The sequence below is a fragment of the Rheinheimera sp. genome, from assembly GCF_037442525.1.
In the GTDB taxonomy this organism is placed as follows: domain Bacteria; phylum Pseudomonadota; class Gammaproteobacteria; order Enterobacterales; family Alteromonadaceae; genus Pararheinheimera.
Window position 1 is genome coordinate 30,987 of record NZ_JBBIQD010000002.1, and the last position, 23,894, is coordinate 54,880.

Consider the following 23,894-nt stretch of genomic DNA (forward strand, 5'->3'; position numbering starts at 1 on the left):
AACTTCCCTTTGCAACTTGTTAAAGCTCAGGCTGCATACAGCACAAAGGGGTTTCCAAGCTGTTATTTCTTATCCTTGGAGGGGGATTACCAAGGCAATTCAAACGTCAGCCTTAAATAATTTGTAAGGTTGCCAGACTTCAACAATGCCTGTTGGCCCAACCCAGAAAAGAAAAATATGATTCCGCTCAATAAAGCCTTGAAGGGTGGAAGTTAGCGCACGGAATTCGTTGGTGTCTGGCAAGGCAATTGCCTCCATTCTTACTAATGCCTTGTTCTCTACATTTCTGACAGTATTGAATAAAGCTCCAGAAATTGACTTCCATAAATAGTTGCTATGGAAAGACTGCATTGTATTTGGACTCATGGCCCCCTTGCACTCGACGGCAAGAGTCTCATCATTTATCGATGTGGCCAGGATATCATCGCCTTTGGCGGTGCCATAACACCTGGATTTAATTTTCCACCCCTGGCGCTCAAGCCACAAGCACGTGATATCAACTACTTGGTCTTCTGTCAGCATTTATTGCTACCTAACGCCGCGCGCTTGCGCGCGAACCTGTGAGCGTCGCTGGGGCCGCAGGCCACGAATGACGCGGATTCTTAGCTGTGTCCAAGCATGAATACACGAAGCTGTCGCTCCTCTCGCATGACAAAGAGAACCAAAACCCGCTGCTCATCCTCACGATAAAAAATGCGACAAGGTGGAACCAGCAGCTCCCGGTAGACCGAATCAGGGAGCTCAGGAGGAATGCGTCCGGATTGAGGGAAGTGTTCCAAACGTTGTGTCTTATCAAACACTTCCTTGACGAGACCTCTGGCAGCAGCAGGATTGTCCAGAGCAATATACTCCGCAACGGCATCCAGTTCTTGCAGGGCTGGCTCTGTCCAGATCACTTCAGCCATTTACTCATTTTCTCTTTGGCCTCACTTTGGCTAAAGGTTCTTCCTTCAAGTACAGCACGCTCTCCCCGAGAGAGCCCCTCAAGCAGCTCAAGCCGGCGCTGCATAAATTCATAATCCTGCACATCAACAAGGTATGCAGAAGGCTGGCCATGCTCCGTAATCAATACGGGCTCTTTCGACAAGTGCAGATCGGCCAGAATCTTTGTAGCCTGGCGCTTTAGATTCGTCACTAGCTCAACTTTCATAATTTCCCCCTGTCCTAAACCCAGAGTGGCACTATAGTATCACTTTGTAAGTAAGGCAATCCCAGCTAACGCTTAGTGAGCGGAGCGAACGGCTTGAACCACTGGTTGGGAGCTTAAGCAGGAGCATGGGGTGCTCCTAGCTTTGGTGATTTTGAGCTTAAGCCAAGCAGCGCTACATGTACTGAGTCGTGATTGCACCAATACTGCTCGATAGTTCTCTCTTGGGTAAACGATGATGTATTGAAGCCTTCCTCAATGTCGTTATACCAGAGGACAAACTTGCCAATTATGGCAATTACCCAGAAGCCGCCACCATCGTCTCCCCACGGGGAAAGCGCCCACTTTTGAGGAGTGATAGCGTTTGCCTCAAACAGCGCGCGAGTTTCTGGAGAGCACTCAGCGACTTGCTGCGCGATCAGCGCCTTCAGTTCATACAGGGGTATCGGCTGCCACATCCTTGGCTCCTAACACTCACCTAAACGGCGAGCAACTTGTTGCGAGTCGGGCGGCCGAAGGCCGCTATGTTTAAGGCGCTTGTTATATTTATACAAGCTCAATTCCATTACAAAGAATCCCCGTATTTGGGCAACTTACGCTCGGGTTCTGCCTAAATAGGCCTGTGGCAATAATTTGATTTATTAATTCATTTGTGGCTTGGGCTGTGTCTTGCTTATTAGCAATTGTGCTACGCAACCAGAAATCGAGCGACAGATCTTTGGTGTGATTTGCCAACGCTACATGTTGCTGACCAATAACGATGTAAGTACGCCTTACTTCAATAAGGTGTCTTATTAATTGAGACAAATTGAATTGTGTGTTTGAATCTTCTGGTAATTTGATTTGCACAATATCTCCTTAAATATAATTATTTGTATATCACGCATACATGCGCCTTTAGCTTGTTAGACCAGTGCGCAGTTGCAATTAATAATTCCCTAAAATCAACCATTTCCTAACCTTTGTCCAGCCTTTGTTTGTGGGATCACGCGCATGCGCGTTACCCCGCTCCGCACGCCTGTTATCCAGCCAGCGAATACCGATCACTTATGTAGTTTCAGGTCGTTAGACTTTGCTGTCATAGCAAAGCGAGAAATAAAGCGAGCCAAGGTTGCATAGTGCACAGTAAGGAGCCCGCCCCTCTTCCTTTTTGCTGTTGGCACAGGCTTTGCTCTTCTCCTTGTCAGAACAACAGCAGCGCAGGGGTTACACCTTTGCCGCTTCAGGGGACGGGAGAGCACATGAGTGAGTCTGCATTCAGGGATTACCAGGGCACAGCTGGGTGTTTTGACGAGCTGGTGGACCACAGTGGCCAGGCTCGCCCTCAGGCCAGTGGCATCAGCCGCTTTATTCACCGCCACGGACCCGATGAGCTGTGCCAAAGACAAGAGCTTTTAAATCAAACAATTAGCTCAATGGGTGTCTGTTTCACTTTGTATTCAGAAGGCCAGAATATCGACAGGGCCTGGCCACTGGACGTAGTGCCCCGCACTATTCCTTACAGCGAGTGGCGCCAGGCCAGCGAAGGCCTGACCCAACGTCTGCGTGCACTGAATCTGTTTATCGACGATTTATACCACGAGCAAAAAATCCTGAACGACGGCATAGTGCCGGCCGATTTGGTGCTGGAGTCACGCAACTACCTTGCACCATGCCGGGGCATTTCGCCCCGTTATGGCGTCTGGGCGCACATTTGCGGCACCGATCTGGTTCGCGATAGCGATGGCCGCTTTCTGGTGCTGGAAGACAACTTAAGGGTGCCTTCTGGCGTGTCCTATATGCTGGAAAACCGCACTGTGATGAAACGGGTGTTTCCAGAGCTGTTTGCCGATTCCTTTATTTATCCTGTCGATGACTATCCGCACCAGCTGTGGCGCATGCTGGCCTCATTATCCCCGCGTCAGGGCGAGGTGCCAACCATAGTGGTGCTGACCCCTGGTGTGTTTAATTCGGCATATTTTGAACACAGTTTTCTGGCCCAGCAAATGGGCGTGCCGCTGGTGGAAAACACCGACCTGCTGGTGCAGGACGACAAAGTCTATATGAAAACCCTGCGGGGGCTGCAGCAGGTCGATGTGATTTACCGCCGGGTGGACGATGTGTTTATTGACCCGACAGTATTCAGGCCCGATTCGGCGCTCGGAGTACCAGGCCTGATCCGTGCCTGGGCCAAAGGTCAGGTGGCTATTGCCAATGCGCCTGGCTCAGGTGTAGCGGACGACAAAGTGATTTATGCCTATGTACCGCAGATCATTCAGTACTATTTGGGTGAGCAGCCCAAAATAGACAATGTGCCAACTTACCTTTGCCTGGATGACAAACAGCGCCAGTACGTATTAGCCAATCTGGACAAACTGGTGGTAAAACCAGCCAATGAATCCGGCGGCTACGGCATTTTAATCGGGCCCCGCGCCACAGTGCAGGAGCGCCGGCAGATGGCGGAACAGATTAAGGCCAACCCCCGCAATTTTATTGCCCAACCAACGCTGGCTTTGTCTACCGCACCGACGTTATGCGACGGCGTGCTGGAGCCCCGCCATCTGGATTTGCGGCCTTTTATCCTGCAAGGCGCAGAGCTGTATTGCACCACAGGCGGCTTAAGCCGGGTGGCATTAAAGCGCGGCTCATTGGTTGTCAATTCATCTCAGGGTGGCGGCAGTAAGGACACCTGGATCATCAACGACGAGGTCTGAATTATGTTACTGAAATCACTCGACCATGTGTTTTGGTTAGGCCGTTACCTGGAACGGCTGGATGATACGGCCCGCCTGATCAATGCCACCAGTCAGTTGCTGATCGACAGTCATAAAGACAGTCAGGTCAGCTGGCCTTTGCTGATTGAAGTGCTGGGCGAAGACAGCCAGCAACTGCTGAGCGGCGCAGCACCAGACCAGGGCATTACCACAGAGCAGCAGGTCATGCAGCTGTTATTAACCAGCGCCGACAGTGCGCTGTCGCTGCGTTCTGTCAGCAGTGCGCTCAAACGCAATGCCCGCACCATCCGGCCTTTGTTACCACGGGATATGTGGGAAGAGCTGAACACTCTGGATTTATTTATTCAGGCCGAATGCGAAACCCTGCCCAGCCGCCAGCAGCGTTACCGGCTGATGACCGAAATAACCCGGCGTTGCCAGATGGTGGTTGGCGTGCTGGATGGCACCATGCTGCGCTCGGACGCCTTTGATGCCTTTAATCTTGGGCGGCATCTGGAACGCGCCGATATGACCACCCGCATTATGGACGTGATGGTGCTGCAACAGCTGCAACCCACCGATATCAAAAGGCCACGCTTTCGCTGGCTGTCGGTACTCAATGCGCTCGGCGGCGTTGAATCCTACCAGTACTATCAGGCACAACATGGCGGCGACGCCGACGCGGTGGATTACCTGCTTGGGTATGCTGATTTCCCGCGTTCGATCCGTTATTGCCTGAACCGGGTGGCGGCGTCGGCCAAAACCATGCCGCACAGCACCGCCATTTTGCAGCAGGTCTGGCTGTTGCAGGACCTGATCCAGACCGAACAGCTGGGTGAGTTATCCACGGCACAGCTGCACCAGTTGATTGATCAAATTCAGTCAGGCCTGATCCTGCTGCATCAGGTGATCCTGGCAGCCGGCTCCGTCGAACTGGCGCATAACCTGGACCAGCTGACGGCATGAAGTCAGCAATCAATGCACTGGACCAATGGTGGGGCTCGCGCTCTGAAACTGAGCAGGCTTTGCTGCAGCAGGAGCTGAACCGCCAGTTGCAGGAACTCAGCCCTGCCGCACCGCCACTCGGACAGCTGTCGGCCCGGCCTTTGCTGTTAAGCCCTGATCAGTGGCACCCGCTGCAACGCGGCCTGGCACAACGCCATCGGCTGCTCAATCTGATTCTTTCCGACCTTTATGGCGGGCAACAACTGCTGCACCAGGGCCTGCTGCCCGCTGCAGAGCTGTTGTCCAGCCCGCTATTTCTGCTGCCTTGTCATCGGCTGCTGCAAAGCAACAAGCCCTGGCTGAGTTTATTTTCCGTTGAATTATGCGCTGCATCTGACGGCCGCTATTTTGTCAGGCAACATCACAGCAGCCCAGCCGGACTAGGTCGGGTGGTTCAGCACCGGCTGGCCATGAACCAGCTGCAGCTGCCCGGTAAGCAATTGCCCAAACGGCTGCATCTGGCGCAGTTTTTCCGCGATTTAAAGCAATTACTGCATCACGGAGAGAACCATCAGGCGCAAGGCGGGTTGCTCTGCGCAGGCAAAGCCGACCCCTTTTATGCCGAGTTGAATTTTTTGGCCGGTTATCTGGATTTGCCTTTGCTGCAAAGCGCCGATCTGATGTTTAAAGAGGGCGCACTGCATTTAAAAACCGTGACAGGCCTGAAGCCGCTGCACGCCCTGCTGTGCGCACTGCCCGATGCAGACCGGGATGCACTGGAACTGAATCACACCGGCCTCGGCCCCGCTGGCTTGCTGCAAAGTATCCGGCAACAGCAGCTCCAGATGATCAACCCGCCCGGAGCCAGTCTGGTGCAGCACCCCTTACTGCAGGTATTTCTGCCGCAACTTTGCCGGCATTTATTGGGCGAAGAGCTGCTGCTGCCCACCCTGCCCTGTTACTGGGGTGGGCAGCACGAGTTGCAGTCCAGGCTTGAGCCTGGCTGTCGGCTATACCAAATCAGCAGCCACCTTTTGCTGCACTGGTCCGGGCTCGACACTGCCGCCCAGCAGGTCTGGCGTGAACAGCTGCAGCTGCAGAACGCCGATTTTGTGTTGTTTCAGCCGCAGCCAGGCACTGAGGGAGATGCCCCGCTCAGTCTGCAGTTATTCAGTCTGGATCAGCAGGGGCATATTTCAGTGCTGCCCGGAGCCCTGGCTCAACAACAGGGCCAGGCTGACAGCCCGCTGTACCTCGATGTCTGGTTTGCCGGCCAATCGGCCGATCAACAAAGCCTGTGGCGACCGGGGCGGCAGCATGTCCGGCTGAACCGCAGTTCAGGGGTGTTACCCAGCCGGATCGCCGATCATTTATTCTGGCTTGGCCGCTACAACGAGCGGCTGAACCTGATGAGCAGAGTATTGCGTCAGCTGATCCAGATGGCCGTGCTGGAGCAAAGTCTGGCCGCAGCAGACAGCCGGGCCCTGCTGCAATTTTGTCTGTTTGCCAATGGAGCCACAGCCTTGACAGCACATAAGCAGGCCGCCAATTGGCTGCAGCATGGTCTGGCGCAGCTATGCAGCCCAACGGCACCGGGCAGCCTGCCAAAGGCGCTCAGCGCTGTCCTCTACAACACAATGTCGGTGCGGGAATACATCAGTGAGGACAGCTGGTACGTGCTGGAGCAGTTACAGCGCCAGAGCTGGTCAGCCGAAACCCAATGGCAACCTGCCGCACTGGTTCGTCAGTTGGACCAACTGTTGCTGTTGCAGACCGCTATCTATGGCATGAACAATGAAACCATGACCCGCACACCAGGCCTGAATTTCCTGCAGGCTGGCCAACATCTGGAACGGGCGCTGCAAATGAGTCATTTATTGCAGAGTTGTTTTTGCCAGCCCCAGAGCATCAGCGCCAGCCTGCAAGAGGCCTTGTTGCGGCTGAGCGATACTCAGGTGACCTACAGACGCCGTTATGGCTCAGAACTGCATCCGCTCGCTGTGCTGGATTTATTGCTGCTGGACGACAGCACGCCCCGCTCCGTCTGTTTTGGCGTCAACCAACTGGAAGGCTTGCTCAGCCTGTTGCCCAGCAATGACGGACAAAACAGCCATAGCCTGGCCTTATTGCAACAGCTCAAATCCTTATTCGGCCTGGAGGCCGACGTGCTGTTAACGGCAGAGCAACAGGCCAGCCCCGGGCTTAAATCCATGCTATTCGAGCTGCAACAGCTGCTGCGCCAGCTGTCGGAGCAAATCACTCACAGTTATTTCAGTCATGCTGAACCCAGCTGGCGCTGGCAGCAATGGTGAGAGAGCCGATGAAAAGTTATCAGATCCGCCACCTGACCCGATACAGTTACCAGCATGCGGTGGCCAACAGTTACAACCTGTTATGCCTGCAGCCCCTGTCCGACCACAGGCAACAGCTGCGTCAGTTCAGTCTGGCGATAGACCCGCAAACCGCACCACTGTATGAACAGCAGGATTGGTTTGGTAACCATAAACAGCTGCTGCATCTGCCACAAAGCCATCAGGGACTTTGTGTGGTCGCCAGCTCCGTGTTGCAGGTCAGCCCTGACGCTGAACGACAGTATTCTGAGCGCCCCTGGTCCGAAGCTCTGGTGGGCTCAGCGCCTGCGGCAACCGTAGATCTGCAGGCCTGCCTGTGCAGCAAAACCAGCCCCATGTTGCCTCAGCTTGCCGGATGCCGGGCCTTTATTCAGCCACTGGCTGCGCCCGATTTATCCGTGGTGCAACTGGCCGCGGCCTTAAGTGAAAAAATCTACCGGCAATTTGACTATGATCCCGGCTTCAGCAGTGTCGCCACGCCGTTAACCGAAGTACTGCATCATAAAAAAGGCGTCTGTCAGGATTTCGCCCATCTGGCGATTGCCTGTCTGCGCAGTCTGGGGTTGTCTGCCCGTTATGTCAGCGGCTATCTGGAAACCGAAGCCCCCCCCGGTCAGCCAAAACTGACCGGGGCTGACGCCTCCCATGCCTGGTTTGAAGTCTGGTGCCCGGACAGCGGTTGGGTCGGTTTCGACCCAACCAACAATCTGCAGCCCAATGGCCGTCATCTGGTGCTGGCACGGGGCCGGGACTACAGCGATGTGGTGCCGCTCAAAGGTCTGGTGCTCGGCCATGGCGACCATCAACTGGAGGTTGAGGTGGATGTCATGCCAATTCCGGCGGAATTCAGTTAAGGTAGACCGACAAGAAAATAAACATAAGGACAACGGATGAAACTGCACACCTCAATCTTTCGGCTTTCTGCGCTCCTTCCGGCACTTTTTTGCAGTACCGCACTGCAGGCCCAGAATCTCAATGAAGCCATAGCAGCCGACTACCGGCAGAACCTGAAGGGGTTGTTTGAACACCTGCACCAAAACCCCGAGCTGTCTTTTATGGAGTTTAAAACCTCGAAGCGGCTGGCCGAAGAGCTGACCGCTTTGGGGTATGAAGTCACGGCCGGAGTCGGCAAAACCGGACTGGTCGCCCTTTTGAAAAACGGCCCGGGCCCTATGGTAATGATGCGCGCTGATATGGACGCCTTGCCGGTCGAAGAAAAATCCGGTTTGCCTTATGCCTCCACAGCCAAAAGCAAAGACTGGTTTGGCAAAGAAGTGTCGGTGATGCACGCCTGTGGCCATGACATGCATGTCACCAGCCTGGTCGGCACGGCCCGCCAAATGGTGCGCTTAAAAGACCAATGGTCAGGCACCCTGATGCTGATAGGCCAGCCTGCGGAAGAGTACACTGGCGGTGCCATTGGTATGCGCAATGACAAGATTTACCAGCGCTTTGGCACACCGGACTATGCGATGGCGCTGCATGTGTCCAGTGAAATTGAAGCCGGTAAAATAGTGGCGGTGGAAGGTTCGCCTTTTTCCGGCGTCGATTCTGTCGATATTGAAATTCCGGGCATTGGCGCCCACGGTGCCAGCCCGCACCGGGGCAAAGACCCGATCGTATTGGGGTCACAAATTGTGCTGGCACTGCAAACCATCGTCAGCCGCGAAATCGCGCCCAAAGAGCCCAGCGTGATCACTGTCGGCTCTTTTCATGGCGGCTCCAAACACAACATTATTCCGGATTCGGCCCACCTGCAGCTGACAGTGCGCAGCGACACGCTGGAAACCCGAGAGCAATTGCTCGCCGCTATCGAACGTGTTGCAGTGAATATGGGCCGGGTCGCAGGTCTGCCGGACGATAAACTGCCGAAAGTCACGGTAGATCCGCAACCGACCCCACCGACCATCAACGATATTCCGCTGACCCAGCGCCTGAAAACCCGCTGGACCGCTCATTTTGGTGCCGATATTTTTGATCAAAAATTCAAGCGCCTTGGCATGGGAGCCGAAGACTATCCGTTTTTAATTCAAAACCCTACCATTCCGTCTGTGTACTTCCAGATAGGCGGCACCCCCAAGGCCGACTTTGAAGCCGAACGTACTGGCGGCGCTGCAGTGCCCAGCCATCACAGCCCATTGTTTAAAATCAGCCCGGAGCCAGCTATCCGTTCTGGTGTGGAAGCCACTGTGGTCGCCATGCTGGAGCTGATGCCGAAAACCTGAGCGGGCGTGCAACAGAGTGTTACAAAATCGGGTTCACCTGCCGGGTAAAAACCGGTAGGCTGAACCTGAGCCGAAGTAAATCAAAAGTACAACTAAAAGAAGGAATGCACACGTGCGTAAAACCCTTATTGCCCTGGCCGTTACCGCACTGGTCAGTGGCTGCAACCCAGCCCAGGAAAAAGCCACCGAAACCACGCCAGCCGCCAGCACAGCCGCGGCAGAAAGCACAACGGCTGCGGCCCAGTCAGAATCTGAACGCCTGAACCAGTGGTTTGAAACCAAATACGAAGAGCAGCTGCAAATGAGCCCGCTGCAAATGACCTTTTTGGGCCGTAAAGATAAAAACGACCAGATTGATGAAGTGACCGAAGCGGCGGAAGACCAGCAACTGGCCTGGCATGCCGCCACAGTGGAAGAGCTGAAAAGCCAGTTTGACTACAGCAAACTGGATATGGAAGCCAAAACCTCGTATGACCTGTGGATTTACCAGTACGAACAGGCCCGCGACGCGGCGGCGTTTCGTGTGAACACTTATGTGTTTAACCAGATGCAGGGTGTTCATGCCTTGTTGCCACAAATTATGATCAACTTCCACAAAGTTGATGAAGTGGCCGACATGGAGGCTTATATCAAGCGTCTGGGTGGCATTGCCAAAGCCATTGCCGAACTGCAGCAACGGGCGGCCAAATACGCAGAAGCCGGTGTGCGCCCGCCGCGTTTTGCCTATGAGGGAGTCATTGAGCAGGTGAATAATCTGCTGACCGGCGCGCCATTTACAGACAGCGACAAAGACGCCCCACTCTGGGCAGACGCCAAAAGCAAAATCGACAGCCTGAAAAAGGCCGACAAACTGGATGACAAAAAAGCCGAACAACTGCTGGCCGATGTGAAATCGGCCCTGACCACTCAGTTCCAGCCGTCCTACCAGGCACTGTCTGCGTTTTTAACCAGCGAGCTGGATAAAACCACGGTCAACCCGACTGGTGTTTCCACTCAGCCCAATGGGGTGGCTTATTACAACCACCGGCTGAAAAACTCCACCACCACCTCATTAACGGCGGAAGAAATTCACCAGATTGGCCTGAATGAAGTGGACCGTATCACCAAAGAAATGATTGCGATCAAAGACCAGGTGGGCTTTAAAGGCGACCTGCAGGAGTTCTTTAAGTTTATTAAAACCGACTCGCAATTTTTCTACCCGGACACAGACGAAGGCCGCAACAGCTACCTGAAAGACTCCGAAGCGTACCTGGCCTTTATTGAGAAAAAACTGCCCGAGTACTTTGGCATTCTGCCCAAAGCACCGCTGGTGGTAAAACGGGTGGAAGCGTTCCGTGAACAACCGGGTGCTGCCCAGCATTATTTCCCAGGCACACCGGATGGCAAACGCCCTGGCATTTATTATGCGCACCTGTCTGATATGAAACAGATGCCAAAAAATGAAATGGAAGCCATTGCCTATCACGAAGGCAGCCCTGGCCACCATATGCAGATCTCCATAGCGCAGGAGCTGAAATCAGTGCCAACCTTCCGTACTCAGGCCGGTTTCACCGCCTATGTCGAAGGCTGGGCTTTGTATTCTGAAGTGCTGGCCAAAGAGATGGGCGCTTACCAAAGCCCCTACACAGATTTTGGCCGTCTGATCACCGAAATGTGGCGCGCCGTGCGTTTGGTGGTGGATACAGGCATGCACGCCAAAGGCTGGACTGAACAGCAGGCCATCGACTACTTCAAAGCCAAAACCCCGGTGGCCGAAGGGGCTGTGGTCTCTGAAGTACGCCGTTATCTGGTATGGCCTGGCCAGGCCACGGCCTACAAAATTGGTATGCTGAAAATTCAGGAACTGCGCGCCAAAGCGAAAGAGCAGTTAGGAGACAAGTTTGATATCCGTGGCTTCCACGACACAGTGCTGGGCGGTGGTGCCCTGCCACTGGATGTGTTGGAAAAGCGGGTGCAAAACTGGGTAGACAGCGTTAAATCGGTTTAACTACCGGCACTGCTACTCGTAAAAATGGCCCCGCTGCGGGCCATTTTTTATGGCTGTCAGAGAAACTTTTGGAGTTGTCCCTGTAAAAGAATCAGTGTTAACATCATCTTTTCATTTGGATTTTTTATAAGGACATAAAATGCGTTATTCATTCCTCGCCGCCAGCCTGCTGTGCAGCACTCTGGTTCAGGCCGATCTGTTGGATGCCCTGAAACACTATGAACTCAAAGACTATGCCAAAGCGCAGGCTGAGTTCAGTGCTTTGTTGCCGCTGGGCAACGAACTGGCCGCCTTTAACCTGGCCGCCATGCACCATAATGGCGAAGGCATGGCCGCCGATCCGGTGAAAGCGCTGGCCTATTTTCAACTGGCGGACCAATTGGGTGACAACAGAGCGGCAGCTATTGTCAGCAAATTATCGGCCAGGCTGTCTGCCGGACAGCAGCAGCAAGCCGCCACTCTGGCCAGCCAATTGCTGACACAAGTGCAGATCCGGGAGCTGGATCCGAAGGAATCCAGTAAAACCGAATTTCCGGAGGCGATTAAGCGTCAGGAACCTCAATACCCCGAAGAGGCGGCCAAAAGGGGGCAGTTTGGCTATGTCGTAATGAGGTTTATCGTCGATGAAGAAGGCAAAGTACCGGTCGCAGAAGTTCTGGGCTCTTACCCGGATAAAGTCTTCGACCGCAACTCGGTCCGTGCATTAAGGCAGTGGCAATACGCCGCCACAGGTAAAAAGCACCAGGCACAGGTGCTGCTGACCTATAGCCTGGGGCCGGTCTCCGAATCGAAGGTGAATAAGATCATCAAGGAACATAAGCTGCTGGATTACGCGATCGCCGGTTCTCCGACCCACCAATATGCGCTGGGTTCATTGCTCGACCTGGTGACCACCAGTTCGTATTACTCTATAGAAATCGACAAGCAGCTGCCGCTGAATCCAAATCAGGGGCTCCCTTCTGAACTCTATAACACCAAACGAAGTCTGTATTTCAAAGCTGAACTGCCTGGTTTTGCTGGCAATGCTAAAGTCAGCGCCAATGCCGATGGCATCATTACCAAGGTGCTGAGCGCGGCCAACCAGGACCTGGCAGAGGTATCACAACAGCTGGTGGGAAAATCACTGGGCAACAAAGCCACTCAGGGGAATTACCATCTATGGGCAGAACAGGGCAAAGATGCACGGGTGCAGCCTGTTATGACCTTGTCGCAACTACACAGCCCCAGTTATTGGTGGGGCATGGCCGCCAAAAACGGCAATCTGGACGCACAACGTCGATTAGCGGCTTTCTCCGGGCAGTGGGAAAACTACCTGCTGCAGCAAAACGACCCGCAGGTGCAAACCTGGTCTGGGGTACGGCAGATCTTGGAAGGGGATAAAGCCGCAGGTCAGTTGTTACTGGACAAAGCCATAGCACAGAAGTACCAGACGGCGGCAGAGTTGAAAGCCGCTCTGTAAGCACCAGAACACTAAGAAGGCCAGGTATCCGCCTGGCCTTTTGTTTTTATTGTGCCCCCACTAACGACTGCTGACTTCCTGCTGCAGCTGCTCCAGGCTTTTGCCACGGGTTTCAATACCATGGCGTTTCAGTTCCAGCGCAGCCCACACCAGGGCTATTGCAATGGCCAAAGCGGAATACCCCAGTTGTTCAAACCAGCCCAGCACCCCGACACCGGCCCCCAGAATACCACCAAATTTTGAACTGGCGGCGATCAGGCCAGAACCGGCACCACGCAGCTCCACGGGGTAAATTTCGGCAGCATAAGGGATCAGCATGGCGATCACCCCACTGGCACTGACCAGCAGCAGCGCGATGGCGACAGACAAGGCGGTCGGTTGATACAGCTGCCAGAAATCAAAGGCAACAAAAGCCATCAGTGAAAAAGCCGTCAGCAGTAAAAACAGCAACAGGGTTTTGATGCTGCTCCAGCTGTGGTACAGCCAAATCACCACGAAAACAGCAGGCACTGCCATCATCGCTGATTTAGCAATAATAGCGCTGGCCTCTTTGGCCAGCCCCAGCTCGCCCAGGTTCACCGGCAACCAGAGCAAAAAACCAAAGTTCACCAGGCCCCAGGCCACACCGGCCAGCACCAGGCCTATGCTCAGACCGGCATAAGGCCCTTGCCATAAATCCTGAAAACCGGCTTTTTTGCTGTCGGCCTGCACTTCGGCCACCACATGGCTGTGGCCCTGACCGTCACTGCCAAACCTGGCCAGCACCGCCCTCGCCTGCAACTCCAGCCCCTGGCTCGCCAGATAACGCGGCGATTCTGGCATATAACGATTCAGAAAAATCAGCAGCAGACCTGTTGGCAACCCCAGCAGCCACAACACCCGCCAGCTGAACATCGGCTCCAGTACAGCGGCAGAACCTGCCGCCACCAGATAACCACCCGCGGTGCCAATACCGCCCAAAGCCACCAGTAACCAGCCTCTGTGTGCTGCCGGTATGGTCTCGGCCATCAGGGTAAAGGTGATAGGTAATAACCCCCCCGCCGACATGCCCATCAGGAAACACATCACCAGGTTCCATTCAAAACTGGGCATGGCGCCACAGATGGCCGTGCCGATAAACATCAGCGCCGACAACAAAATAGCAGCCCGACGGCCAAATTTATCCGCCGCTATGCCCCAAAGCACTGACCCCACAGTAGTGCCTGTTAAAGCCACCAGTGCCAGAGTGCCTGCCGTTTTACTGTCAATTTCATACTCAGTTTTCATACCGGGCATCACAAAACCCAGGGTGGCGGGTTTCATCACATCCACCACCACAGCCAGCAGCAGCACCAGCACCAGAGTCCAGTGCTCTTTGTTCAGCGGTAACTGATCGGCCACATGAAACTGCAGCGTACTGCTTCCTTGCTGGCGCAATTGCGCCAGACGGGGCATCAGGCCATAAGTCGCCAGCAACAAACCAAAAGGAATAAGCCCCATGCCAATCAGCATGTTGGTGTCCATCGGCATGCCCACCATCTGGTAATTCATATGCACCGAGTGCATAAACATGGGCACATGGCCAAGCACACCCAGGGTAATAGCCAGGCAGCCCAACCAAAAAGCCACCGGATGATAAAACTGCAAACCTGCACTGTGAGACATCTGTTGTTCTCGGGTAAAATGAAAAACGCAGTGTAAAACAGCTGCTTATTGAACACAAATGGCCCTGATTCAGCCAGGGTACAGTTTAATTTGACCAGACTGACGATGGCGGTCAAAGACCTTATCAGGATGCGAAATTGGTTATGCGTGTTGCCTTGTGCTCTGTGGCTTTAGCTGTGGGTTCCTTCATCAGCCAGGCGGCTGAACTGGTGTTTGTGGCCGATTTTGATCAAGACAATCAGCCACTGACTGTGTTAGCGGGTTGCCAGATCGATCAGTCCAGCCCCAAAACCGGCCAATCCGCCCTGCTCTGTCAAAATGGCAGCAGTGCGCTGGTCAGCCGTCAGCCGGTGGCCGAAGCCGGTTTAATGGAGTTTTGGGTCAAACCTGAAACCGCCTTTACCAGTTACAAAATTAATGTGCTGAGCTCAGCTTCCGTCAGCCTGGGTGCTCAGTGGCAACAAATTGGTCTGATTGAAGTGAACCCCGGCCAGGAGGGCTATACAGCGCACCGGCTGTCAATTGACGACCCGGGTCGCAAATACATCCGGCTGGATATCGAAACCCAACACGGCACAGTGCTGCTGGATCAACTCAGCATTCAGCGCATTTTGCTCGACACCGCACTGCAGAAAAACGAACAACGTATTATCAGCGGCATTCTGGATAAGCTGCAGACCAATCAGAATTACGAGCTGAAAAAAGAAGCACTGCAGGGTCTGGGCAAAAACTACGCCGCTCAGCTGGAAACCCAGCGCCAGTACCTGGAGTACGCCAACGGCATTTATTCCGGCATTACCTTTGTGCTGGCTGGCTCCGAGCGTAATAAAATGTCCAACCCTATGGCCTACAGTTCCTTCCGTACCATTCTGGCCGACGCCAAACGGGTCAGCTCGCCGTTGCAGCAAGCGCGGCTGAATTCGATGGTGAAACCCTTCAGTGATTTGGGCACCGCCACATTAACAGTGGTCAGCGGCGGTTTGTATGCGGCTTTTGCCGAACCTTTTAAATCCTTTTTAGCAACGGCTTTTGATCGGTCCAACTATGACAATGCCGATTTAAGCCGCAAAGACCGCAAATTTGCCGAAGAAAACGGCCTGAAAGTGTATGAAAAAGCCGAGCAGTTTTTAACTGAGTTGGAAAAAGAGTTGCTGCAGGTGCAGCAACTGGAAAGTGACCTGCAAGCCATGCAGCGGCTGGTGGACAGCTTCCGCAAAGATTTGGACAAACACCTGCGCGACTATGTGCAGCATGCAGGCCTGGCCCGCACCCAGGAAAACTACAGCAGGGTGATGAGCAAAGAGGAGCCGGTGCGTGGCAAGATTGCCGAAGAAGTCAGCAGTGCCGTCAGCAACAGAGCTGTGGCGCTGCTGAACAGCAACGATTCGACTGAACTGATCCAGTACATGCTGAAAACCTCAGCCCAGCTGGAAGGCATGCAGGAATTTAAAGAGCGTTTTAACCAGATCACCTCAGCGGCTATTACCTTCTACGACAAGTTTGAAAGCTCGGTCGCCGCAGATAAAAACCCCTTCACCGACGCCAAAGACAAAGCGGCGTGGGAAGCCCATGCGCAAAAAGCCCGCAGCTATATCCGCCAGTCCAAAGACGCGTTCAGCAAGGCGTATATGTAAGTCAGTCCGGGGCGGCCCGTCGCCGCCCATCCCCCACACAGAAAACCTCAGGCAGGGCTGGACAAAACCGGCCGCTTCATTGATTTTATTGTTATCAAAGAGCAACGGAGTCCAACCAATGACTTGGTTAAAATGGATAGCGGCTATGGTGACTGGTCTGGTGCTGGGCAGTCTGGTGAATATGGCACTGATTAAACTCAATGGGCTGCTGATTGCTTTGCCCGCCGGGGTCGATATGACCACAGCAGAAGGCATCAGGGCCGCTTTACCTTTACTGCAACCTGTACATTTTCTATTGCCCTTTTTAGCCCACGCACTCGGCACACTGGTGGGGGCGTTCTGCGCTGCCTGGTTGGCAAGCCAGTATAAAGCTTGGGCTGCCGCAGCTATTGGTCTGTTATTTTTCTGTGGCGGTGTGATGGCAGCACGGCTCATCCCGGCTCCCTTCTGGTTTATTGCTGCCGATTTACTTGTGGCTTATCTGCCTATGGCCTGGCTGGGTTACCGTCTGGCTAGGCGCAAATCCAGCCAACAGGCTGGCTGACCCTGCTGTTTTTTTAAGGTTTGGCAATAATTACATCGTATTGCATCAGCTGCGGTACCCGTTGTTGCAGCTGGCTTTCAATCTGATCCAGTTCGGTCAGACGCTGGCAAAACAACGCTGATTTTTCTTCCAGTTCGCCGGCTTTCTGGTCCAGACCGGCATTGATCTTAGTGACCAATTCCGCCAGCGGCTGCCAGCTCGGGCTTTCGGTGCGTTCGAAATTGTCATCCGTCTGACGCAACGCATCCTGCAATGCTTCCCAGACAGCCCCGACCGTCTGTTTGGCTAAGGTTTTCAGCTGATGTTTCAGCTCGCCGTGTAAAAAAGAATCCAGCTCATGCAGGCTTTGTGGGGCCAGATAAAAATGGTCGCCACTGCGGACAAAACGGGAGGTTAACTGGTAGGTCGATTCCCGGATCAGCTGTTGCCATTCTTCCTGCTGCGAACTGTCGCCAATGCCGGACAACATACTTTCAATGGCACTCAGTCCCAGCTCCACACTGTCCACCGCAATGCTGACCACTTCAGGCACAAATTTACGCAGCAGGTGTGAATAGCGCTGCAGCAACTCCTGCTCGGCCGGGGTTAAGGTGATCCATTCGCCCCGGATAAACAACTGCCTGTCATGGTTGATCTGAAACACAGTGCGGTTACTGCTTTGCACCCGGATTTGCTCAGGCGAAATCAAAATACCGTGCCGAAAGGCCATGGCACATTCATCGGCCCAGCCCGGGCAGCTCAGGATCAGACAGAACATCACACACCAACGCACTGGTTTTACTCCTCTTCATTGCAGCCTCCGAGCTTAACGGAAGCGGGCCTGAAAAGCAGCCAGCCTCAGCGCACAGCAGCAGGTATTTATCGCCTGTCACTCGTCACTGAAGCGCACCAGCCGTACATACAAAGGGGTGTTTTTGGTTTTCAGGTTATTTTTGCCACTGTACATGGCAATAGCAAACGCCTGATTGGCTTCATTCGCTGCCGTGGTCCCGGTCCAGATATTCTCACTGTTCGCCCCAGGAAACAGACTCAGTCGCAGCGCCGGGTCAACACAGCCTCTGTTGATGATGCTTTGTACTTCTTTGGCATTGGGCAACCGCCAGCTGGTGTAGCCGCCTAAATCCTGACGGGCACTTTCGAGCAGCGCATCGGCCCAGGTCAATTGTTGCGGGTTGCCGGTACAGCTTTTACTGCTGCTGTCCCAGGTCTGTCCAACCAGACAGGCAGACCAGAGCAGCCGGGTTTTGCTGTCCAGTACTGTACCGTCGCTGTTCAGCGTCAGATGGCTGAAATCCACGCCAACTTCAATATTGTCATAACAAATCTGTGCGGCCTGCACAGAGAAACTCAGGCTCAAAGCCACCAGTATCAATTTCATACCGCACTCCTAAGGGGTTCTGACCAGGCGAATATAAGCCAGTTGTGACGCTTGTTTCGGCAGGCTGTTGTCATTGCCATTCTGGTTATTAAACACCCAGGTGGAGATGCCGCCACCGCCTTCAGCGCTGGTTTCACTGGTCCAGTAATACAAATTGTTTTGCAGGCTCAGCGCGGGTTCATAACGAAACAAAGCCGGATCGAGCAAATGGGCCTGACCCCGACGGCTGAAATCCGCCAGCGACATCAGTTCCACCAGCGTCGGCATACGCCAGTTGGATCCCCCGCAATACACAGCGTCGTTGACTTCATCAATGTAAGTCTGGGTACCGCAGTCGGTGTCACTGGGACAACTGCTGTTCGCTGCGGCAGCCTCCCCAGCTTCTCCGCCGTTGCCCGGCGCCGCATTGACATAACTGTACCTGTTATTCGCTGCTCTTAAGGTGGTATTGGGTGCAGCCGCCAGCACAGGCTCCTTCAGCTCCCAGATCAGGCCCGTCACGTTGTCGCGGACGCAGGAAAACTCCGAAGCGTCGTCCGACACCTCGTCACCATTTTCATCGAGTTTGGTAAAGTCAAAGGCATGTTCACCCCGGCCAATTTTGCGCAGGTAAGGGATCACCGAATCCCGGCCATGCTCTGCATCCTGACGCGGCAATGCCGCATTACCGCAGGGAATTTCAGCACTCTGATCGTAACAGCGGGTCATCCCTGTATCCGGCAGGCTGCCCAGCACGGCGTTCACTATCGATACCACCACAGTATCAGCGGCCTGACGCAGCGCACTGTCTGTGACCGTCAGGCGCAGTTCAACCTCAGCACTGCCCGCCACGTCAGGTGCTATAAAGCTCGCCTGGCACTGGCTGGCATTTTGCAACACCACCGTCTGTCCCCTCACCTGGCTCCAGCTGCAGCTGTAGCTGGCAGAGCTGCTTTGCGACGCCCGGCCATCCAGTTGCACCAGCGAAAACTCCCTGACCTGCTGATCGGCCCCGGCATTGGCATACACAGTGCTGCTGCTGGCCCGCACCGGTACTTTAATTTCTGTACTGTGGCTGCCGTTTTCATCGTCTGTCACTGTCAGTTTAAAACCAAGGTCCGTCGCTTCGGTGACCAAAGGGGCGATAAAACTGAGCTGTTGACTGCTGACACCGGTCAGGGCCACAGTGGGGCCGGATAACTGTTGCCAGCTGTAGCTGCTGATGCTGCCATCAGCATCCGGATCATAAGAAGAGGCAGCAGACAGTTCCACCTGCTGACCGAGAGCGACAGGAACAATAGAAGGTTTGCTCAGTTGTGCCACAGCAACAGGCAAGGTATTCACGGGTTTAATGGTCACCTGCACTTCGTCGGTCCGGACCAGTCCGGTAGGGCTGGTGTAACTGACCTGAAAGGCCAGCAGCAGGTCGGTTTTAGTCACAGGCGCGGTCAGCGTCACACTGGCCGTTGAGGCAGGCATACCACTGAGCGTCGTGCCAGTCAGTTGGCGCCAGCTAAAGCTGCCCCCTGTCGGATCAGCCACCGCAGTCAGGGTAAAACTGTTGCGTTCATTCACACTTTGATCAGCACCCGCATTGACACTGGCCAGAGGCGTGGTCGTGCCATCGTCCCCTCCACCACCGCCACAGGCCGGCAACAGAGCACTCAGGCTCAGCACTAATACCAGGGTTTTCAGCTTCATTCAGTTCTAATCCTTTGCTCCGGCCAACGTCGAAGCGTCAGCCCATTGACACCTTAGATTCTGACCACGAACGAAGCAATAATCAGACCAGAATTCAATCTGTCAGAAGAGTTGCGGGTGTCAGAGAAAGGCTTCAACCACCACGCCCTGATCAGTCAGGCGGATGCGGGACGGGCCGTACTCACGGCGGGTACGGGTCAGTTCCTGACCTATCTGGCATTCCACACCAGTGAAGAGTTTTTGACGGGCTTCCACCGCCACAGCCAATAATAACTGACGGCGATTTTCTTCCAATTGCTTGATGTCGGCAATAAAAGCGGCAGCAATACGCCGCTGTTCTTCGTAATCTTTGACCATGGCAGTCAGTTGTTCCATGACAGCCGGCGAGCGTTCCATCTGTTTCATTTGCTCAACATGCTGCCTGATCTCTTCCATTTCCGCTTTCAGTTCAAGCAGGGTATTTTTCAGCACCGCCTGCTTTTCGAGGATCGGGTCCATCAGCCGGTTCAGGCGGATTTTCAGCTGACTGCCTGACAAAGCGCCCAATTCACCACACTTCAGATGACTGCCGAGGTAATAATTTCCACCGACAATTTTGCCATTGATTTTGTCCGGCATACCGGCCAACACTTCGGCGGCCTGCACATCACAGTGCAGCAGTTGTTTGGTGGCATTGAGCAGTCCTTCGCATTCAAACTCAGTATATTGCGCCAGCGTGCACTGAATATTGCCTTTGGCCCGGATCACTGTGCTGAGTGAAGAGCCGGTTTCATCATTGATTTGGTGGCCTATCACAGCGCCGCCAATGCTGACGTCGCCGCCCGATTCGAGCAAAGTCCCTTCAAACACCCCTTTCACAAAGACATTGCCGCCAGCCACCACCTTCATCGATTCGGCCACATCGCCGTTGATCACCACTGCACCTTTGAAAATAATATGGCCGGTGCTGGCGTCCACTTTATTAATCACAAAGACTTCATCAACAGTAACAGCGGCTTCCAGCAAACGGGGCATGCCATCCCGGCTGGCCAGCAGCAGGCTGGGGTCCTGTGGGCTGACTTCAGCACCGTCACCGGCTCCCCAGGATTTTTCCTGACCATCCAGCGCCTGCAGCGCTTTGCCGGTGACCGTCATGCCTGGTTTGCCTTTGGTCGGCGGTAAACGCCGCATCAGCACATCACCGGTTTTAACCGAAGCTATCACACCAAAATCGCGTAAATCGACTTTCCCCTCACTTTGGGCCACAGGTTTACGGATCCTGTTTCCCATGTCACTGATCAGAGGTTCAAATACCGAGTCTTTACCTGGTTCAGCCTCGCGGCCCAGGGCAATAGTGGCCCGCACTTTGCTGCCAGATTCAGCGCGACTGGCATGTGCAACCAACTGCAGTATCTGTTCTTTTTGAAAACCGTAAACAATACCGGCTTCCTGTCCGGCTTTGACCACGTCGTTGGCAGAAACGTGTTGGCCCCCAAAAGCAGCAATAATTTCGGCGACAGCCGACATGGTATCGTCTGACACCATGATGGTCAGAATGGCCGGTTTGCGCTGGGCCACCTTGTATTTCAAGATATAGCCTTCGCTTTGCAGCTGTTGCTTGATTTTTTGCTGGATTTGTTTGTATTCAGTGACCAGATTCGTCAGTTGATCAAGCAGCAGCAGACAACGGCCATAACCGGCCTGCTCCAGTTGCTCTTTGATGGTGGCATCACTGATGTCAGTCATGGAGACTGGTATTTCGACAAATACCAAATCGTCTTTCAAGCTAAACTGACACGCAATGGCTTCTAGCATAAAGGTCCTACAACCAGAAAAACCACCTGCGCTGACAGGCAGTTCTGTGTTTAACAACCGGACTCAGCAGAGGATTAAATGTAGTTTTCCTGGTGAATACGGATAAACAAATCTGTGCCTACTTTGCTGTAATCAACTTTATATTCTTTATTATTCAGTGCCTGCACAAACAGCAGGGTTTTGCATTCGCTGAACACTTCACTGCTGGAAATATCCACCAGTTCAAGATAGCGGGATTTTGCTTCAGCTTTATTGGCTGGTAACTCTTCATTAAAAATTTTCACCCCATGACGGGTGGCCACAATAACAGGGTCATTTGTGTCATTCACAATCACTAAATCCACTTTTTTTTGCTTATGGATTAATGTGTTGCGACCACTAACCAGAAAAGGCTTTTCGTAATTATTCATAACAACTTACCCTGTACTCACTTATTTTTTCCACCGCCATTATGATACAGCAGGATGCTGGTGTCTAGGTGACTGTATTCTCTGAATATTGTAGCCGAAGCTGATTGATTGTCCGGCAAAAAATCTGCGGGTTTTCACTCAATGCATTCAGAGGAATATAGAGTTCAAAACCAATCAGTTGTCTGAGCGTTTGCATACGCTGACCAAACATACCAATGACCCCTTTATACACCTTCCCTTCAACATGACAAGGGTTGGTTTCCATAAAAAAGGCCGACGGGCATTGCCCGGTCGGGCAATTCTGCCCGACGGCACTGAGCAGCAGGTTGCGTTGTTCCATCAACAGCGCCACCGCCAGACGTGGGCTCAGGCGTGATAAAAACGGACTTTGTTGCTTTAGGCGGATGCCAATATAAGCCAGCTCCTGACCATTGAGTTCGGGCACTGTCACCAGCCCACATTCCTGCCAGGGCAACACCCAGTTGCCTTTGCGATGAAAAAACGTCAGCCCCTGTTCTGTCGCTTCCAGCACCAGCCATGGCTCCGTCAGACGGGCATAAGCCAAAACCAGGGCAATCAGACAGACCAGCAGCAACATAGCCCAGGCGGTGGCAGGCAACAGCTCACGAAATGCAGCCAGCGCCAGCAACCAGAGCAATAACAGGCCAGAGGACCAGAGCAGCAAACTGGCGCCACCTTTGGCGGTTTTTGCCTGAAACTGCAGCGGAGTCATGCGGTATACCACCAATAAAATAACAACATCGCAACAGTCCACAACACAAGAAAGCGCATATTCAGGCAAAACTGACAGGGTTTATCTGACATTCTCTCTCCAATACGACCAATACCTGAGACACTGCGATAACAGGTCATACGCAGTGGCTATTCTTCCCTACAATAGCCCTGCTTAATAAAAACCAACAGAACTATACAAAAACGGAGTACAAGTGGTGCAAAAAAACTCTCGGCTGATTTGGTTACTACTGGTTGGATTGGTTGCATTTATTGGTTTCTTAGCCTTTAAAAATCAACAGGTGGCGCCTAAAGCCGCAGCCAACAGCTCAGCAGTTCAGGTGAAAACAGAGGTCACAGAGCTCAGCAATTTAAAGCGTCAGGTACAAAGCCTGGGCACAGCTCTGGCCAACGAATCCATCCAAATTGTCAGCAACGCCAGCGATTACATCACAGTGCTGAATATTAACGAAGGCCGTACCGTTGAAAAAGGCGCCTTACTGGCCCAGCTGCACGACGTCGAAGAGCGCGCCAGAGTCGCAGAGCTGACAGCCCAACTGACCGAACAAAAACGTCAGCTGGACAGATTAAAAAACCTGACCCGTACCCAGGCCTCAGCGCAGTCCTTGCTGGATGAACAACAAGCCAAGGTCAATACCACTCTGGCGCAGCTGGACGGGGTAAAGGCCCGGCTGAATGATTTGGCCATCAAAGCACCGTTTAGCGGTGTACTGGGTTTACGCCGGGTCAGCCAGGGGGCTTATGTCAGTGCTGGCACCATACTGACCACGCTCGATGATTTAAGCCAAATCCGCATTGAATTCAGTGTGGCCGAACAGTATCTGGCCCAGCTGCAACCAGGCATGATAGTCAGCAGCAGCAGTGTCGCCTACCCAGGTGAAGAATTTGACGGCACCATCAAAGCCATAGACACCCGCCTGGACCCGGTCAGCCGCTCAGTGCGGGTTCACGCCATCCTCCCCAACCCAGAACAAAAACTTCGCCCCGGTATGCTGCTCACCGTCAAAGTCACCTTAGATCAGCAAGCTGCGATCCAAATCTCAGAAAAAGCCCTGGTGCCGCTGAAAAACAAACAGTATGTCTTTGTGATCCAGCCGGACAACAGAGTGGTTCAGACCGAAGTGGAAATTGGCCAGCGCCTGCCGGGAAGGGTCGAAATCAGCCGGGGCCTGCAGCCGGGCCAGCAGGTGGTCATTGAAGGCACACAAAAACTCCAGACAGGTACGTCTGTGACTGTGGTGGAGTAAGTT

22 protein-coding genes are annotated in these 23,894 nt (G+C 53.6%); 10 read left to right on the plus strand and 12 right to left on the minus strand.

All coding sequences use genetic code 11. From position 1 onward, the window contains the following. Nucleotides 1-99: 99 nt before the first annotated feature. The 5 genes from WKJ03_RS04305 to WKJ03_RS04325 all read right to left on the minus strand — a co-directional run bounded on the left by WKJ03_RS04305 (nucleotide 100) and on the right by WKJ03_RS04325 (nucleotide 1,996). Nucleotides 100-522: a hypothetical protein gene (locus WKJ03_RS04305; RefSeq protein WP_337840932.1), complete on the minus strand. Its 423-nt coding sequence runs from the start codon at nucleotides 520-522 to the stop codon at nucleotides 100-102. Between the two features lie 80 nt (nucleotides 523-602). Continuing rightward, complete coding sequence (locus WKJ03_RS04310) at nucleotides 603-905, minus strand: type II toxin-antitoxin system RelE/ParE family toxin (RefSeq protein ID WP_337840933.1); 303 nt, start codon at nucleotides 903-905, stop codon at nucleotides 603-605. Beyond that, on the minus strand, nucleotides 893-1,150 hold the full coding sequence (locus tag WKJ03_RS04315; RefSeq protein ID WP_337840934.1) for a type II toxin-antitoxin system Phd/YefM family antitoxin: 258 nt from the start codon (nucleotides 1,148-1,150) through the stop codon (nucleotides 893-895). Before WKJ03_RS04315 ends, WKJ03_RS04310 begins: the two co-directional genes overlap by 13 nt. 113 nt (nucleotides 1,151-1,263) lie before the next feature. Further along, nucleotides 1,264-1,605 carry a hypothetical protein gene (locus WKJ03_RS04320; RefSeq protein WP_337840935.1) on the minus strand — a complete coding sequence of 114 codons (342 nt, stop codon included), beginning with the start codon at nucleotides 1,603-1,605 and terminating at the stop codon, nucleotides 1,264-1,266. Nucleotides 1,606-1,693: 88 nt separating this feature from the next. Further along, entirely contained in the window at nucleotides 1,694-1,996 is a 303-nt protein-coding gene (locus tag WKJ03_RS04325) for a hypothetical protein (protein WP_337840936.1), read from the minus strand. Nucleotides 1,997-2,388: 392 nt separating this feature from the next. Here WKJ03_RS04325 and WKJ03_RS04330 point away from each other — a divergent pair, with 392 nt between their 5' ends. The 7 genes from WKJ03_RS04330 to WKJ03_RS04360 all read left to right on the plus strand — a co-directional run bounded on the left by WKJ03_RS04330 (nucleotide 2,389) and on the right by WKJ03_RS04360 (nucleotide 12,807). Continuing rightward, nucleotides 2,389-3,840, plus strand: a complete 1,452-nt coding sequence (locus WKJ03_RS04330; RefSeq protein ID WP_337840937.1) for a circularly permuted type 2 ATP-grasp protein — start codon at nucleotides 2,389-2,391, stop codon at nucleotides 3,838-3,840. Nucleotides 3,841-3,843: 3 nt separating this feature from the next. Then, on the plus strand, nucleotides 3,844-4,806 hold the full coding sequence (locus WKJ03_RS04335; RefSeq protein ID WP_337840938.1) for an alpha-E domain-containing protein: 963 nt from the start codon (nucleotides 3,844-3,846) through the stop codon (nucleotides 4,804-4,806). Continuing rightward, nucleotides 4,803-7,097: a circularly permuted type 2 ATP-grasp protein gene (locus WKJ03_RS04340; protein WP_337840939.1), complete on the plus strand. Its 2,295-nt coding sequence runs from the start codon at nucleotides 4,803-4,805 to the stop codon at nucleotides 7,095-7,097. Before WKJ03_RS04335 ends, WKJ03_RS04340 begins: the two co-directional genes overlap by 4 nt. An 8-nt stretch (nucleotides 7,098-7,105) precedes the next feature. Then, on the plus strand, nucleotides 7,106-7,990 hold the full coding sequence (locus tag WKJ03_RS04345; protein ID WP_337840940.1) for a transglutaminase family protein: 885 nt from the start codon (nucleotides 7,106-7,108) through the stop codon (nucleotides 7,988-7,990). 36 nt (nucleotides 7,991-8,026) lie between these two features. After that, nucleotides 8,027-9,361: an amidohydrolase gene (locus WKJ03_RS04350; protein WP_337840941.1), complete on the plus strand. Its 1,335-nt coding sequence runs from the start codon at nucleotides 8,027-8,029 to the stop codon at nucleotides 9,359-9,361. A gap of 112 nt (nucleotides 9,362-9,473) precedes the next feature. After that, nucleotides 9,474-11,348, plus strand: coding sequence for a DUF885 domain-containing protein (locus WKJ03_RS04355; RefSeq protein WP_337840942.1), 1,875 nt, complete (start codon nucleotides 9,474-9,476; stop codon nucleotides 11,346-11,348). 139 nt (nucleotides 11,349-11,487) lie between these two features. Beyond that, nucleotides 11,488-12,807: a TonB family protein gene (locus tag WKJ03_RS04360; protein WP_337840943.1), complete on the plus strand. Its 1,320-nt coding sequence runs from the start codon at nucleotides 11,488-11,490 to the stop codon at nucleotides 12,805-12,807. A 60-nt stretch (nucleotides 12,808-12,867) separates the two neighbouring features. On the opposite strand, the gene WKJ03_RS04365 is transcribed toward WKJ03_RS04360, so the two are convergent. Beyond that, nucleotides 12,868-14,451, minus strand: coding sequence for an MFS transporter (locus tag WKJ03_RS04365; protein WP_337840944.1), 1,584 nt, complete (start codon nucleotides 14,449-14,451; stop codon nucleotides 12,868-12,870). A gap of 143 nt (nucleotides 14,452-14,594) precedes the next feature. Here WKJ03_RS04365 and WKJ03_RS04370 point away from each other — a divergent pair, with 143 nt between their 5' ends. Continuing rightward, complete coding sequence (locus tag WKJ03_RS04370) at nucleotides 14,595-16,085, plus strand: hypothetical protein (RefSeq protein ID WP_337840945.1); 1,491 nt, start codon at nucleotides 14,595-14,597, stop codon at nucleotides 16,083-16,085. Between the two features lie 118 nt (nucleotides 16,086-16,203). Then, the gene (locus WKJ03_RS04375) at nucleotides 16,204-16,629 is read left to right on the plus strand and encodes a hypothetical protein (RefSeq protein WP_337840946.1); all 426 of its coding nucleotides are present in this window, start codon (nucleotides 16,204-16,206) and stop codon (nucleotides 16,627-16,629) included. A gap of 13 nt (nucleotides 16,630-16,642) precedes the next feature. On the opposite strand, the gene WKJ03_RS04380 is transcribed toward WKJ03_RS04375, so the two are convergent. From WKJ03_RS04380 to WKJ03_RS04405, 6 genes are all read right to left on the minus strand, one after another. Beyond that, entirely contained in the window at nucleotides 16,643-17,401 is a 759-nt protein-coding gene (locus WKJ03_RS04380; protein WP_337840947.1) for a DUF2884 family protein, read from the minus strand. 96 nt (nucleotides 17,402-17,497) lie between these two features. Further along, nucleotides 17,498-18,007 carry a DUF1566 domain-containing protein gene (locus tag WKJ03_RS04385; protein WP_337840948.1) on the minus strand — a complete coding sequence of 170 codons (510 nt, stop codon included), beginning with the start codon at nucleotides 18,005-18,007 and terminating at the stop codon, nucleotides 17,498-17,500. 9 nt (nucleotides 18,008-18,016) lie between these two features. Then, complete coding sequence (locus WKJ03_RS04390; protein ID WP_337840949.1) at nucleotides 18,017-19,687, minus strand: DUF1566 domain-containing protein; 1,671 nt, start codon at nucleotides 19,685-19,687, stop codon at nucleotides 18,017-18,019. Between the two features lie 120 nt (nucleotides 19,688-19,807). Further along, nucleotides 19,808-21,481 (minus strand): FapA family protein, encoded by a 1,674-nt coding sequence (locus tag WKJ03_RS04395; RefSeq protein WP_337840950.1) that lies wholly within the window; start codon nucleotides 21,479-21,481, stop codon nucleotides 19,808-19,810. 74 nt (nucleotides 21,482-21,555) lie between these two features. After that, nucleotides 21,556-21,891, minus strand: a complete 336-nt coding sequence (locus WKJ03_RS04400; protein WP_337840951.1) for a hypothetical protein — start codon at nucleotides 21,889-21,891, stop codon at nucleotides 21,556-21,558. A 64-nt stretch (nucleotides 21,892-21,955) separates the two neighbouring features. Continuing rightward, the gene (locus WKJ03_RS04405) at nucleotides 21,956-22,624 is read right to left on the minus strand and encodes a DUF2982 domain-containing protein (RefSeq protein ID WP_337840952.1); all 669 of its coding nucleotides are present in this window, start codon (nucleotides 22,622-22,624) and stop codon (nucleotides 21,956-21,958) included. Nucleotides 22,625-22,841: 217 nt separating this feature from the next. On the opposite strand from WKJ03_RS04405, the gene WKJ03_RS04410 reads away from it, so the two are divergent. Further along, nucleotides 22,842-23,891 (plus strand): efflux RND transporter periplasmic adaptor subunit, encoded by a 1,050-nt coding sequence (locus WKJ03_RS04410; protein WP_337840953.1) that lies wholly within the window; start codon nucleotides 22,842-22,844, stop codon nucleotides 23,889-23,891. Nucleotides 23,892-23,894 lie beyond the last annotated feature (3 nt).

What these genes read in the sequence shown, in the direction of transcription:
- WKJ03_RS04305 (WP_337840932.1), bottom strand. Translation starts at nt 522, where the DNA reads ATGCTGACAGAAGACCAAGTAGTTGATATCACGTGCTTGTGGCTTGAG.
- WKJ03_RS04310 (WP_337840933.1), bottom strand. Translation starts at nt 905, where the DNA reads ATGGCTGAAGTGATCTGGACAGAGCCAGCCCTGCAAGAACTGGATGCC.
- WKJ03_RS04315 (WP_337840934.1), bottom strand. Translation starts at nt 1,150, where the DNA reads ATGAAAGTTGAGCTAGTGACGAATCTAAAGCGCCAGGCTACAAAGATT.
- WKJ03_RS04320 (WP_337840935.1), bottom strand. Translation starts at nt 1,605, where the DNA reads ATGTGGCAGCCGATACCCCTGTATGAACTGAAGGCGCTGATCGCGCAG.
- WKJ03_RS04330 (WP_337840937.1), top strand. Translation starts at nt 2,389, where the DNA reads ATGAGTGAGTCTGCATTCAGGGATTACCAGGGCACAGCTGGGTGTTTT.
- WKJ03_RS04335 (WP_337840938.1), top strand. Translation starts at nt 3,844, where the DNA reads ATGTTACTGAAATCACTCGACCATGTGTTTTGGTTAGGCCGTTACCTG.
- WKJ03_RS04340 (WP_337840939.1), top strand. Translation starts at nt 4,803, where the DNA reads ATGAAGTCAGCAATCAATGCACTGGACCAATGGTGGGGCTCGCGCTCT.
- WKJ03_RS04345 (WP_337840940.1), top strand. Translation starts at nt 7,106, where the DNA reads ATGAAAAGTTATCAGATCCGCCACCTGACCCGATACAGTTACCAGCAT.
- WKJ03_RS04350 (WP_337840941.1), top strand. Translation starts at nt 8,027, where the DNA reads ATGAAACTGCACACCTCAATCTTTCGGCTTTCTGCGCTCCTTCCGGCA.
- WKJ03_RS04360 (WP_337840943.1), top strand. Translation starts at nt 11,488, where the DNA reads ATGCGTTATTCATTCCTCGCCGCCAGCCTGCTGTGCAGCACTCTGGTT.
- WKJ03_RS04365 (WP_337840944.1), bottom strand. Translation starts at nt 14,451, where the DNA reads ATGTCTCACAGTGCAGGTTTGCAGTTTTATCATCCGGTGGCTTTTTGG.
- WKJ03_RS04370 (WP_337840945.1), top strand. Translation starts at nt 14,595, where the DNA reads ATGCGTGTTGCCTTGTGCTCTGTGGCTTTAGCTGTGGGTTCCTTCATC.
- WKJ03_RS04375 (WP_337840946.1), top strand. Translation starts at nt 16,204, where the DNA reads ATGACTTGGTTAAAATGGATAGCGGCTATGGTGACTGGTCTGGTGCTG.
- WKJ03_RS04385 (WP_337840948.1), bottom strand. Translation starts at nt 18,007, where the DNA reads ATGAAATTGATACTGGTGGCTTTGAGCCTGAGTTTCTCTGTGCAGGCC.
- WKJ03_RS04390 (WP_337840949.1), bottom strand. Translation starts at nt 19,687, where the DNA reads ATGAAGCTGAAAACCCTGGTATTAGTGCTGAGCCTGAGTGCTCTGTTG.
- WKJ03_RS04395 (WP_337840950.1), bottom strand. Translation starts at nt 21,481, where the DNA reads ATGCTAGAAGCCATTGCGTGTCAGTTTAGCTTGAAAGACGATTTGGTA.
- WKJ03_RS04400 (WP_337840951.1), bottom strand. Translation starts at nt 21,891, where the DNA reads ATGAATAATTACGAAAAGCCTTTTCTGGTTAGTGGTCGCAACACATTA.
- WKJ03_RS04405 (WP_337840952.1), bottom strand. Translation starts at nt 22,624, where the DNA reads ATGACTCCGCTGCAGTTTCAGGCAAAAACCGCCAAAGGTGGCGCCAGT.